This is a genomic window from Rhodococcus sp. (in: high G+C Gram-positive bacteria) (assembly GCF_049286785.1).
Lineage (GTDB): Bacteria > Actinomycetota > Actinomycetes > Mycobacteriales > Mycobacteriaceae > Rhodococcus_F.
The window spans coordinates 1-13,260 of record NZ_JBAQEO010000284.1 but is presented as its reverse complement, the minus strand read 5'-3'; the positions used below and the strand labels follow the sequence as shown (position 1 = coordinate 13,260).

The 13,260-nt window shown below is 67.9% G+C and carries 7 protein-coding genes; 5 read left to right on the top strand and 2 right to left on the bottom strand.

From position 1 onward, the window contains the following. The 5 genes from WAW17_RS11310 to WAW17_RS11290 all read left to right on the top strand — a co-directional run. The coding region (locus WAW17_RS11310) for an amino acid adenylation domain-containing protein (RefSeq protein ID WP_422333073.1) at positions 1-3,234 on the top strand (3,234 nt) is incomplete at its 5' end. Continuing rightward, positions 3,231-4,808, top strand: coding sequence for an FMN-binding glutamate synthase family protein (locus WAW17_RS11305; protein ID WP_422333072.1), 1,578 nt, complete (start codon positions 3,231-3,233; stop codon positions 4,806-4,808). The genes WAW17_RS11310 and WAW17_RS11305, both read left to right, overlap by 4 nt. A 126-nt stretch (positions 4,809-4,934) precedes the next feature. Further along, positions 4,935-7,235 (top strand): carbon starvation CstA family protein, encoded by a 2,301-nt coding sequence (locus WAW17_RS11300; RefSeq protein ID WP_422333071.1) that lies wholly within the window; start codon positions 4,935-4,937, stop codon positions 7,233-7,235. Then, the gene (locus tag WAW17_RS11295; RefSeq protein ID WP_422333070.1) at positions 7,232-7,423 is read left to right on the top strand and encodes a YbdD/YjiX family protein; all 192 of its coding nucleotides are present in this window, start codon (positions 7,232-7,234) and stop codon (positions 7,421-7,423) included. Before WAW17_RS11300 ends, WAW17_RS11295 begins: the two co-directional genes overlap by 4 nt. 90 nt (positions 7,424-7,513) lie before the next feature. Beyond that, the gene (locus WAW17_RS11290) at positions 7,514-8,743 is read left to right on the top strand and encodes an AI-2E family transporter (protein ID WP_422333069.1); all 1,230 of its coding nucleotides are present in this window, start codon (positions 7,514-7,516) and stop codon (positions 8,741-8,743) included. A gap of 7 nt (positions 8,744-8,750) precedes the next feature. Here the strand turns inward: WAW17_RS11290 and WAW17_RS11285 are convergent, their stop codons facing one another. Together WAW17_RS11285 and WAW17_RS11280 are read right to left on the bottom strand one after the other, a co-directional pair. After that, entirely contained in the window at positions 8,751-11,741 is a 2,991-nt protein-coding gene (locus tag WAW17_RS11285; protein ID WP_422333068.1) for an AAA family ATPase, read from the bottom strand. Then, positions 11,738-12,922 carry an exonuclease SbcCD subunit D gene (locus WAW17_RS11280; protein WP_422333067.1) on the bottom strand — a complete coding sequence of 395 codons (1,185 nt, stop codon included), beginning with the start codon at positions 12,920-12,922 and terminating at the stop codon, positions 11,738-11,740. Before WAW17_RS11280 ends, WAW17_RS11285 begins: the two co-directional genes overlap by 4 nt. Positions 12,923-13,260 lie beyond the last annotated feature (338 nt).

The window sequence follows — 13,260 nt, the reverse complement described above, 5'->3', positions numbered from 1 at the left end:
GCACAGGGCGGTCCTGCGCTGCGTCCCGCGACGTTGCCCGACATCCTTTCCGGCGCCGCTGCGCTCGACCCCGATGCGGTTGCCCTCTCCGACGCCGTCGGCGCGATCACCTACCGAGACCTCGACCGGCGGTCCGATCAGCTCGCCCGCCTGCTCATCGAGCGCGGTGCCGGTCCGGATTCGATTGTGGCCCTTGCCCTTACCCGTTCGCGCGAGTACGTACTCGCCGTCTGGGCGGTCGCGAAGTCGGGGGCGGCCTTCGTCCCGGTGGACCCGGACTATCCGGCGCCCCGCATCGCGCACATGCTTACCGATTCGGGTGCACTGCTCGGCATCACCACGTCGCCGCACCGCGCTACCCTTCCCGACCGCGCCACCCTTCCCGACACAGTGGCGTCCTGGCTCGAACTCGACGACCCCGACACCGACGCGGACATCGGATCTCGCCCCGCCGGCCCCGTCGCGGAATCGGAGCGGCGACGGCCTCTGCGACCGGACCACCTGGTCTACGTGATCTACACATCCGGGTCGACCGGCATCCCGAAGGGCGTGGCGATCACCCACCGAGGGCTGGTCGACCTGGTGTCCACGCAATGCGACGGCCTGATGGTCACCCCGTCGTCTCGGGTCTCGCAGTTCGCGTCACCCAGTTTCGACGCGTCCCTCTTCGAACTGCTGGCAGCATTCGGCGGCGGGGCGCAGGTGCTGATCGTCCCACGAGGCATCCTCGGTGGCGTCGAGTTGGCGGGGTTCCTGTCCGACCGACGTGTCACGCATGCGCTCCTGACCCCGACCACCCTGGCCACACTCGACCCACTCGATCTCGGCTCGTTGACGCACCTGATCGTGGCAGGCGAGGCGTGCCCACCCGACTTGGTGGCGCGATGGGCGTCCGGCCGCCGGGTCTTCAACGCGTACGGGCCCACCGAGGTCACGATCATGTCCACGCTCAGCGACGCAATGACGCCAACAGGGCCGGTCACGATCGGACGGCCCATACGCGGAGTCTCCGCGGTGATCCTCGACGACCGCCTGCATCCCGTCCCGCCGGGCGTCGCGGGCGAACTGTATGTCGCGGGCCCGGCGCTCGCGCGCAGCTATCACCATCGTGCGGGTCTGAGCGCGGCTCGGTTCGTCGCCGATCCGTACGGGCAGTCGGGCGACCGGATGTACCGCACCGGGGACATCGTCCGCTGGGCGAGCGAAGATCGAAAGCTCGAGTACCTGGGGCGCAGCGACTCCCAGGTGAAGATCCGCGGTGTCCGCATCGAACTCGGTGAAATCGATGCCGTGTTGACCAGCCATCCTGCCGTGGGCTTCGCTGCCACCGTCGACTCCTCGACACCGACCGGGGACACCGCGCTGGTCGCGTACGTCCGGGCCGCGAGCGGAAAGCGACTGGACGTCGACGCTGTAGATCGCCACATGCGGCGCACCCTTCCCCACCACCTGGTGCCCACGATCGTGCCCATCGACGAAATCCCGCTCACCCCGGGCGGCAAGCTCGACCGACAGGCGCTGCCTTCTCCCGCGACTGCCCGCGCGCGCGGGCGCGGGCGATCACCGAGCACGCCTGCAGAGCAGACGATCGCGACGGTTTTCGAGTCGGTACTGGGCGTGGACGCGATCGGCGTGGACGACGACTACTTCGATCTCGGCGGCAACTCGCTCACCGCCACCCGGGTCGTCGCCCGGGTGAACGCCGCTCTCGGCACTCGGATCGGGGTGACCGAACTGTTCGACTCCTCGACCGCGGCCGCCCTGGCCGCCCGGATCGACCGGAACGGATCTCACGGCTCCGTCCGGCCCGTTCTGCGCCCGGTTCCACGCCCGGCGCAGATCCCCCTTTCTCCTGCGCAGCAGCACAAGTGGTTCGCCGACCGGGACGACACCACCTCCCCCGCCTACAACGTCCACCTCGTGGTGCGGCTCCTCGGGCACCTGGACGTCGCCGCTCTCGTTGCCGCGGTCGGTGACGTCATCGAACGGCACGAGTTGTTGCGCACCCTCTTCCCGGACTCCGCCGACGGCCCGCATCAGATAGTCCTGTCCGCCGCGGAGGCGATACCGAAGATCGAGCCCCTCGCGGTGGAAAACGGTGCCGAACTCGACGAGCACATCGCCCGGGTCTGCTCGACGAGATTCGATGTCACCACCGCGGTCCCCCTGCGCGTCGGATTGTTCGAGGCGAGCGGGACCGAACACGTCCTGGCACTGGTCGTTCATCACCTCGCGGCCGACGGCGCCTCCACCGCCCCGCTCGCGCGGGACCTGACCGCGGCGTACACCGCGCGCGTCGGTGGGCACCCGCCGCACCGGGCGCCTCTCGCGGTGCAGTACGCCGACTACACCCTGTGGCAGTACGAGTTGCTGGGCAGTGAATCCGACCCGGACAGCCTGGTGTCCCGGCAGCTCGGCTACTGGTCCGAAACCCTCAGCGGGATACCGGAACTACTCCCGCTGCCGACGGATCATCCGCGCCCGCGGCGGCAGTCGCTACGCGGGGGTCAGGTGGAATTCCCCATCGGAGCCGAACTGCACCGCGCGCTCCGGACGCTCGCCCGTCGCCACACCTCCACGGTGTTCATGACCATGCATGCCGCGCTGGCCGTGCTGCTGGCCCGGCTGAGCGGATCCGATGACATCACGATCGGCACTCCTGTCGCCGGCCGCGGCGAAGCAGTGCTCGACGAGCTCGTCGGCGTGTTCGTCAACACGCTGGTCCTGCGCACCCGGATCGATCCGGCAGCGAGCTTCGCGGACGCCCTGCAGCAGGCCCGCGGAGTAGATCTCGCTGCCTTCGGGCATGCCGACATCCCGTTCGAGCAACTGGTGGAGGCACTGGCCCCGCAGGGGTCTACCGCGCATTCACCGCTCTTCCAGGTGATGCTCGAATTCGAGCACGTGCTTCCCTCGGCCCGCGAACTACATGCCCCCGAACTGCAGGACCCCGAACTGCAGGAGCCCGCGCTTCCCGGACTTCGTGTCGAGCCGGTGCACTACGACGCGGCCCTCTCGAAGTTCGACCTCTTGCTGTGGCTCGCCGAGCGACTCGACGACGACGGAAACCCACTGGGCATGCGGGCGGGCCTGGTGTATGCCGTCGACCTCTTCGAGTCGGATACCGTGCGGGGATTCGCGGCGCGATTCGTCCGGATCCTCGAGACGGTCACCACGGACCCGGGCATCGCGGTCGGCGACATCGAGATCCGAGGCCTTAGTCTCAACGGGTGACACGTCAGCTGATCGTTCTTGCGCTCTGCATCCTCGGACTTGGCGCCCTGTCCCTCACCTTCACCGTCTCGGCTGCCTGGGCATTCGCTGCCATTGCGCTCCTCACCCTCGCTGCGCTCGGGACGTGGGACCTGCTACAGCGTCGGCACAGCATCCTGCGGAACTACCCCGTGCTCGGGCACGCCCGATTCCTCTCCGAGAAGATCCGACCGGAGATACGACAGTACTTCAACGAATCCCCCACCGACGGAACACCCTTCGACCGCGAGACACGTGACCTCGTGTACGAGCGGGCCAAGGGCACTCTCGCCGAGGAGCCGTTCGGTACCGAGCGCGACGTCCATGCCGTCGGGTACGAGTTCATGACCCACTCCCTTCGGGCCCGCACGGCGCCACCCGAACCGCCTACCGTCAGGCTCGGGGGGCCCCACTGCCTGCGTCCCTACGACATCGCCCTGCTGAACGTGTCCGCGATGAGCTTCGGCTCCCTGTCCGCCAACGCAATCGAGGCCCTCAACGCGGGGGCGGCCCGCGGCGGCTTCGCGCACGACACCGGTGAAGGCGCCATCAGCCCCCATCATCGCAAACACGGCGGCGACTTGATCTGGGAGATCGCCTCCGGCTACTTCGGCTGCCGCACCGAGGACGGCCGTTTCGACCCCGTGTCCTTCGCTGAACACGCGGCGGACGACCAGGTCAAGGCCATCTCGATCAAGCTGTCCCAGGGCGCGAAGCCCGGACTCGGCGGCGTGCTCCCCGGCGCGAAGGTGTCGCGGGAGATCGCCGAAACCCGCGGAGTCGCAGTCGGCGTCACTGTGATCTCCCCGCCTGCACACACCGCCTTCTCCACCCCTGACGAGTTGATCGATTTCATCGCGTTGCTCCGCGAACTGTCCGGCGGCAAGCCTGTGGGGTTCAAGCTGTGCGTCGGATCGCGTCGCGAGTTCCTCGGCATCTGCAAGGCGATGCTCGAACGCGACATCACCCCGGACTTCATCATCGTCGACGGCTCCGAGGGCGGAACCGGGGCCGGCCCGGTCGAATTCGAGGACAACATGGGGATGCCACTGACCGAGGGACTCATGTTGGTGCACAACGCACTGACCGGGACCGGGCTGCGGGACCGCGTGAAGATCGGCGCGTCCGGCAAGATCGCCACCGGCTCCGACATCGTCAAACGGATCATCCAGGGCGCCGATTTCACCCTGGCCGCCCGGGCGATGATGTTCGCCGTCGGATGCATCCAAGCGCAGCTGTGCCACACCAACCGCTGCCCGGTCGGCGTCACGACGCAGGACCCGGCGCGCAGCCGGGCACTCGACGTCCCCGACAAATCGACCCGGGTGTTCCGCTTCCAGCAGGCCACGGTCGCCAGTGCCCACCAGATGATCGCGTCGATGGGCCTGGACAGCTTCGACCAGTTGGCCCCCGCCATGCTCAACCGACGGGTCGACGGTGCCGCCAGTCGGACGTACGCCGACCTCTACGAATGGCTGACACCGGGCGAACTGCTCGGCCATCCGTCGCAGGACTGGCGCAGGGACTGGGCCGCGGCCGACTCACGTCGCTTCTGACCTCGATCTTTTCGCCGAGCGACCATCGGGGCTCTAGTGTGACGGGAGCCACATGGATGTGGCCCGTGTCTGTCCAGCACGCTCCCCGGTCACACAATGACGACGGGGCGCCGGAAGGAGTTCGTGATGGCCCTGAAAGCCGCACCAGTATCCGAAATCGAGTACCTGAGGACGGATCCGGATCTGCCTCCGGTCGGGGTCGTGGACCGCACCCCGATCTCGACGACGGCGCGCATCACGTTCCTGGTGCTCGGCCTTCTCGGTGGCGTCGCGTGGGCGATGATCGGGTTCGTCCGCGGCGAGAACGTCAACGCCGTGTGGTTCGTGATCGCCGCGGTGTGCACCTACCTCATCGCCTTCCGCTTCTATGCGCGGCTGATCGAGAACAAGATCGTCCAGCCTCGCGACGACCGCGCCACGCCCGCCGAGATCCTCGAGAACGGCAAGGACTACATGCCGACCGATCGGCGAGTGCTCTTCGGGCACCACTTCGCCGCCATCGCCGGTGCGGGGCCCCTGGTCGGCCCGGTCCTCGCCGCTCAGATGGGCTACCTACCCGGCACCCTGTGGATCATCGTCGGTGTGGTATTCGCCGGTGCGGTCCAGGACTTCCTGGTCCTGTGGATCTCCACGAGACGCCGGGGCCGCAGTCTCGGGCAGATGGCGCGTGAGGAACTCGGCGTCGTCGGCGGCATCGCTGCCATGCTCGGCGTCTTCGTCATCATGATCATCCTCATCGCGGTGCTCGCCCTGGTGGTGGTCAACGCCCTCGCCGAGAGCCCCTGGGGTGTGTTCTCCATCGCCATGACCATCCCGATCGCCCTGTTCATGGGTGTCTACCTGCGTTACCTGCGGCCGGGCAAGGTCGCGGAGGTTTCCCTCATCGGTGTCGTGCTACTGCTTCTCGCCATCGCGTCCGGCGGCTGGGTCGCCGAGACCGGCTGGGGCGCCGACTGGTTCACACTGTCCAAGGTCACCATCGCCTGGCTGATGATCGCTTACGGCTTCGCCGCCTCCGTTCTCCCCGTGTGGTTGCTGCTCGCACCACGCGACTACCTGTCGACCTTCATGAAGATCGGCACCATCGTCCTGCTGGCCATCGGCATTCTGTTCGTGCGGCCGGTCCTCGAGATGCCGGATGTCACCTCGTTCGCCATCAAGGGCAACGGCCCCGCCTTCGCGGGCTCACTCTTCCCGTTCCTGTTCATCACCATCGCCTGCGGGGCACTGTCCGGATTCCATGCGCTGATCGCGTCGGGCACCACGCCGAAGCTGCTGGAGAAGGAAAAACAGATTCGCCTCATCGGCTACGGCGGGATGCTCACCGAATCGTTCGTCGCGATCATGGCCCTGGTCACCGCGTGCATCATCGACCAGCACCTGTACTTCGCGCTCAATGCCCCGGCCACGCTCACCGGCGGAGCACCCGACACGGCAGCGAACTATGTGAACGGACTCGGACTCTCCAGCCCGGACATCTCACCCGACACTCTCTCGCGAGCTGCCGAGAGCGTGGGCGAAGAGTCGATCATCTCGCGCACCGGCGGTGCCCCCACCCTCGCGTTCGGCATGTCGGAAGTGCTCAGCCAATTCGCCGGTGGCGAGACCCTCAAATCGTTCTGGTATCACTTCGCGATCATGTTCGAGGCCTTGTTCATCCTCACCACCGTCGACGCCGGTACCCGCGTCGCGCGCTTCATGCTCTCGGACTCGCTCGCCAACTTCGGCGGGCCGGCCCGCAAGTTCAAGGATCCGTCGTGGCGCGTCGGAGCTTGGTTCTGCTCCGCTGCTGTCGTCGCACTCTGGGGCGCCATCCTCCTGATGGGGGTCACCGACCCGCTAGGCGGAATCAACACGCTCTTCCCCCTGTTCGGCATCGCCAACCAATTGCTGGCCGCCATCGCGCTGACTGTGGTACTCACCGTCGTCATGAAGAAGGGGCTGTTCGCATGGGCGTGGATTCCGGGCGTGCCACTCGTCGGCGACCTGATCGTGACCATGACGGCGTCCTGGCAGAAGATCTTCTCCGGCAACACCGCCGTCGGCTACTGGTCCCAGCATGCGGCGTTCAAGGAGGCAAAGGAGGCGGGCAAGACCAGCTTCGGTTCGGCCAAGACACCCGAGGCCATCGACGCCGTCATCCGCAACACATTCATCCAGGGCACCCTGTCCATCGTCTTCGCCGGCCTCGTCCTGGTGGTGGTCGCGGCCGGACTGGTCGTGTGCATCAAGGCATTCCGGGCCGGCGGGCTGCCGACCACAGAGTCACCGGCGGAACCGTCGAAGATCTTCGCGCCGGCCGGTTTCATTCCCACACCGGCCGAGAAGGAACTCGAAACGGAATGGAACGAACTCATCGCAGCGGGCGCTGTCCGGGCACCCGGAGCGGCACATGCCCATCCCACCAAACCCCGCCCCCAGCAATGAGTTGCCTCCTCGCCGCTCTCCGGTCCGCGTGGTGGTGGACCGGAGCTCTGATGGGCGACCACGACTACGCCCGGTACGTGGACCACCTCGCCCGGATGCATCCCGATGCCGAGGTACCGAGCGAACGCGAGTACTGGCGGGCACGACACGCCGCGGCCGACGAGAACCCCGGTGCGCGCTGCTGCTGAACCGCCACGACGGCATACCCGGCGCGATACCCCGTGCGGTCAGTACGATCGGCGAAGCAGACACGCCTGCAGGACGAGAGAGGACGATCTGTGACCGAGCAGGAGGCGCCGGCAGTGCCGGAGCAGAACGTCACGAAACCGGATCGCGGAGGCCTCATCGGCCGGGGCGGGATGTGGCTCGCCAAGTGGTCGCTGGTTCTCGTCGCGATCTCGGCGGGAGCGCTGGTTCTCGGATGGCTCGTCGAGAAACTCTGGGTGATCGTTCTCCCCGTTCTGCTCGCCATCGTGGTGTGCACGGTGCTGTGGCCTCCCACCCGGGCGATGACCAAGCGGGGAATTCCCCCGGCCGCAGCCGCTTCCGCCACCCTCGTCCTGTTCATCGCGATCGTGGCCGGAATCATCGCCGGAATCGTGCCGTCCGTGGTCGGCCAGGCGCCGGAGCTGGCCGACAAAGCCACCGAAGGCATCGGCCAGGTGCAGGAGTGGGTGAAGGGTCCACCTATCAACCTGCAGGACGAGCAGCTCGACAAGGCGGTCGACACCGTCGTCTCCAAGGTCCAGGAGAGTGGATCCGTCATCGCGTCCGGCGTCTTCACCGGTGTCAGTACCGCGGGCTCGCTGCTGGTCACACTCGGCCTGGTGCTCGTCCTCTCGTTCTTCTTCATCAAGGACGGTCCCCGCTTCATCCCGTGGCTGCACTCCGTGTCCGGCGGCCGAGCGGGCCGGCACCTCGAAGAGATCCTCGTCCGCATGTGGGACACACTCGGCGGTTTCATCCGCACGCAGGCACTCGTGAGCCTCATCGACGCCGTGTTCATCGGGGCGGGGCTGGTGATCCTGGGTGTGCCACTGGCGCCCGTCCTCGCGATCCTGACCTTCATCGGCGGATTCATCCCGATCGTCGGTGCCTTCGTGGCCGGCGCCCTCGCCGTGCTCGTCGCGTTGGTGGCCAACGGTCTCACGACGGCACTGATCGTGCTGGGCATCATCCTGGCGGTCCAGCAACTCGAAGGGAATGTTCTGCAGCCGGTGCTGCAGAGCAAGAGCATGAAACTCCACGCCGTGGTGGTCCTGCTCGCCGTCACCGCGGGCAGCTCGGTCTTCGGCATCGTCGGTGCCTTCCTCGCGGTGCCGGCCGCCGCCGTGGCCGCTGTTGTCGTGCGCTACCTCGGCGAACAGATCGACGAACAGATCGCCGAGAGCACCATCGACGACGCGGTCGCCGAAGAGGAGGACCGCGAAGATGCCAAGGACGAAGGCGTGACCGTGGTCGAAACGGCCGCCAGTCCGACCACCACGGCAACCCCGACCACCGACTGAGGTTCTCTCAGCCCGCGATCACCTCGAGGGTCGAGCCGGTGCGACCCCGAATCACGTGCAGACGACTCGGAATTCGCTGCCGCATCTCGTCGACGTGACTGACGATGCCGACCACCCGGCCGCCGTCGCGTAGTTCGTCGAGCACACCCATCACCGAATCGAGGGTGTCGGCGTCGAGCGTTCCGAACCCTTCGTCGATGAACATCGTGTCGAGCACCACCCCGCCCGACTCGGCCGCCACTACATCGGCGAGACCCAAGGCAAGCGCAAGCGACGCCAGGAACGACTCACCTCCCGACAGCGTCTTGGCCGATCGCACCACCCCGGTGTAGTCGTCACGGATATCGAGTCCGAGACCACCACGCCGGCCGCGCGGACCCGCCTCGTCGGTGTGCACGAACTCGTAGCGCCCGGACGACATCCGCTGCAAGCGCGCGGATGCCGACACGGCAACCTCCTCGAGCCTGGCGGCCAGCACATAGGACCGGAGCGACATCTTCAGCGAGTTCTGACCACGTCCGGCAATCACCTCGGCGAGGGCGGCCAGTTCTTCGTGAGCCGCCTGCAGGGGTGCGATCGCGTCGGTGGCCTGCTCGAGGAGCCGTACCAGTCGTTCGAGATCAAGCAGCCGGCGTTCGGCCTCGGATGCCGCCGCAACCGCGACGTCGACGGCCTCGGCAGTCTCGTCGTGGGCGCGTTGCGCGGCCTCCAATGCGACCGGCTCGACATCTGCGACGGCTGCGATGTCGGGTTCGGCAAGGACTGCACGCGCCCCCACCTCGACGTCACGCGCATCCGCGAGCACATTCTCGATCTCGTTCTGCCGGGCAACGGATCGCACCGCCGCCAGCGCGCGGTCGACGCTGTCGAAGCCCGCTGCCTCGGTGAGCGACGCCGTCTTCGCGTCGAGAGTGCGGGCGGCCAGTTCCGCTCCGGCTCCCTCGTCGCGGGCATCGAGCAGAACCGACGCCCCTTCCGCGAGAGACTCGAGCCGGTCGCGGCGCGCCTGCACACTTGCGTCGTCGCCCGCGGCCGCGGTGACGCGGTCCCGGATCTCGTCGACTTGTGCCGTGATCGTCGCGATCTTCTCGGCCACAGTGGCGGCTTCGAGCCCCAGCTCGCCGGAACGTTCGCGCAGCCGGCACTCCGCGGCCCGGAGCCCCGCCCGCGCCTCGGCACGCCACTGCGCCGAGGCGCCGGCAGCGGTCGCCTCGGCAACCCGCGCATCAGCGTCGGCGAGTGCCCGCTCGAGTTCACCGACATCTCCGTCACCACGCCGGTGGGCCAGCACGTCGATGATGCGCTCGACGGCGGCCAGCGCCTCGGCGGCGTCGGTGAGTGCCACCGACGCCTTCCGTTCGTCTTCCAGCGCGGCGTCCTCGTCGACCTTGGTGATCGTCTCACCCGACGGTGCAGCCGGACGAGGATGCTCCGGTGAACCGCAGACCTGGCAGGGTTCGCCGTCCTTCAGTTCCGCGGCCAGTTCGGCGGCCATGCCCGCGATCCGGCGTTGAAACAAATCCAGCCAGCGCTCCCGCGAATCCTGGTGGATCCGACGCGCGTCCAGGACCTGACGTTCGAGAACCTCGCGTTCGGCTCGCCGGGCCCTGAGGTCGGTCGCCGCCGCCGCGGCATCGGCGGCACGCTCCCGCTCCCCCTGCAATCCGGGCAGAGCGGCCACCGCCTTGTCCGAGGCGTCGAGGGCGATCTCCGCGTCGCGGAGTGCGGCGGGCAGGAGTTCCTGCTCACGAGCGACGGACTCGGCTTCCTTTGCAAGAGCCCGCTGCCGGCCCCGCAGCTGCGTGAGCTCGGTCTCGAGGCGATCGCCTGCAACCGACTCCGCGAGGGCGCCGTCGAGCCGCACGACCTCGTCTCGCCACGCACGAATGCTCGCACGCACATGCTCCCGGTCGACCGGGGTGGGCGGCCACGACAATGCCGCAACCAGCGCGGCGCCGCCCGCCGTGGACTGCAGGGACTGCAGGGACTGCTCGAGCGTCTCGACATTCCGGCGGAGCGCCGCAGCGTTCTTCCGAGCGGCCACGGCGTCCCGGGCCACCGCCGCGACGGGCTCGGCCCGCCGCGCATCGACGAGTTCGGTGCCGAGCCCGGCGCGCTCGGCGACCCCCGCCGCATGCTCCTCCAGTTCGGCCTCGGCGCGTCTGCGACGGTTCTGAAGCTCGAGAATCCGGCGGGCCTCTGTGAACGCTTCGCGTGCGGCCTTCGCCGCATCCTTGGCACGCACCAGTTCGTCGGCCGCCAGGTCCCGAGTCTCGCCGGCCTCCTGTTCCAGTTTGCGGGCCCACCCCACCGGATCCGCATCCGCGCCGCCCTCGATTCCGGCGGCCGTGCCGACCCGCGCGAGAAGGACGTCGACGGCGCGTTGCTGCTCGTCCAGTTCGTGGGCACTCGCGCGACGGCGGTTCAGGAACCAGTCCTCCACCGTCCCGAACCGGGTGGTGTCGAACAGTCGCTCCAGTAGCTGTCCGCGTTCCTCGTTGTCGGCGCGCAGGAACTTTGCGAACTCACCCTGCGGCAACAAGACCACCTGGAAGAACTGGTCGGCGTTCATCCCCATCAGGCGGCCGATCTCCTCGGCGATGTCGGGAATACGGGACAGGTTCTCCCCGTTGCCGTCGAGCCACGTGAGAGTGGCCTTGGCATTCTCCTTGATCGTTCCGGACCCGCGACGCTTCGGACGCTCGAACTCCGGGCTCCGCACCAGACGCAGGTGGCGACCGGCGATCGTCGCCTCGAGAGTCACCGTCGGCACCGAACCGGGCGGCGCGTGATCGGAGAGAAGCCTCTTGCCGTCCCTGCGGGCGCCCGGCACCGTGCCGTAGAGCGCGAACGCCACCGCGTCGAGGATGGTGGTCTTGCCCGCCCCCGTGTGACCGTGCAACAGGAACAAGCCATCCGCTCCGAGTCGATCGAAGTCGACCTCCACGGTGCCGGCGAACGGGCCGAACGCCTCGACCTCGAGGCGATGCAGCCTCATGCCGTCTGTTCCAGCGCGGCAACCTCGGCCGTGTCTTCGCCGGCCCGGCCGGCGAAGGCCAGTGCCGTCTCCAGCAGCCGGACCTCCCCGACGGACGGCTCACTGCGCACATCGGTGAGGAAGCTCCGGGCGATCTGCAGATCGCTGCGTCCGTGAACCTTCTCGCGGTAACGGAGGTCGGCGGCACCCTCCGGCCGCTGCCATTCGAGGTGTACGGCGAAGGGGAATCGGGTCTGCAGAGACCTCATGGCATCCACCGGCCGCTCCGCGTCGGTGAGCACCGCAGACACGTAGCAGTCTTCCGCGTCGCCGAACTCGGCACCTTCCAGCAAGCCCTCCACCGTGCCCGTCAGCTGCCTCAGTCCGCGCACCACGGGCAGATCGACTCGTTCGACAGCGCCCAGTCCGTCGGCGTTCAGATCCACCAGGAAGACGGCCTTGCGGTGCGTGCGCTCGCCGAACGAGTACGGCAACGGCGAACCCGAGTACCGAATGTTCTCCGCGAGGACCTGCGGGGAATGGAGATGACCGAGTGCGACGTAGTCGACTCCGCCGAACGCGGACGCCGACACCGTTTCGACGCCACCGACCGAAATGGACCGCTCCGACCCGGTTGCCTCGGCGCCCACGACGAACGCGTGCGCAAGCAGCACGGACCGGGTACACGGAGCGGTCACGATCCGGGACGCCAGGTCGCTGCGCACCCGGCTCATGGCTGCGTCGAGGATATCGGCGTGCGAGCGGGCCGACGGAACCTCGAGCTGGGCGCGGGTGATCTCCGGCTCGAGGTAGGGAATCCCGTAGAACGCGACCGGGCCGTGCTCGTCCTCGACGACCACGGGCCGACCGATGCCGGCCACAGTGGTCATCAGATGAAGCCCACCCGCCCCGGAGAACGCCGAACCTGCACCGAGACGCGCAGCGGAATCATGGTTGCCCGAGGTAGCGACGATGACCGCCCCGGCATCGCGGATCGCCTCGAATCCTCGATTGCACACCACGACGGCATCGGCACCGGGGATCGACCGGTCGTAGACGTCTCCGGGAACGACCACGACGTCCACCGAGTGCTCCGCGACGAGTCCGGCGATCGCCTCCAGCACACGGGCCTGATCGGGAAGCAGATCCACGCCGTGGAACGTTCGCCCGATGTGCCAGTCCGAAGTGTGCAGGATCCTCATGCCCGAGACCGTAGAGCACGGCCCCGACAACCTCGAACACCGCGACCGCGTGGCGCCCGATCGCTTCGGTATGCGCTCGGGAGCGGGGCCGAGCCGCTGACCCCGGGAGAGTCGCACATCACATTCAGCGGCCGATCCGGGCGGGCCGACAGGCAGAATATTGCCGAACTCTCAGGTTCACCGGTCACGCCAACGATGCTTGCAGGCAAAGTGCCGTTACTGTCGTTGTGTGTCTGCAACCCAACGTGCTCGCTCCGGGGTGCCGCTCGACAAGCAGTCGATCGTCGGCTCCGTTCCGGGTCTCCCCTGGTGGGGCGTCGTCGTTCTTGCCTCTGGAG

What these genes read in the sequence shown, in the direction of transcription:
- WAW17_RS11300 (WP_422333071.1), top strand. Translation starts at nt 4,935, where the DNA reads ATGGCCCTGAAAGCCGCACCAGTATCCGAAATCGAGTACCTGAGGACG.
- WAW17_RS11285 (WP_422333068.1), bottom strand. Translation starts at nt 11,741, where the DNA reads ATGAGGCTGCATCGCCTCGAGGTCGAGGCGTTCGGCCCGTTCGCCGGC.
- WAW17_RS11280 (WP_422333067.1), bottom strand. Translation starts at nt 12,922, where the DNA reads ATGAGGATCCTGCACACTTCGGACTGGCACATCGGGCGAACGTTCCAC.
- WAW17_RS11295 (WP_422333070.1), top strand. Translation starts at nt 7,232, where the DNA reads ATGAGTTGCCTCCTCGCCGCTCTCCGGTCCGCGTGGTGGTGGACCGGA.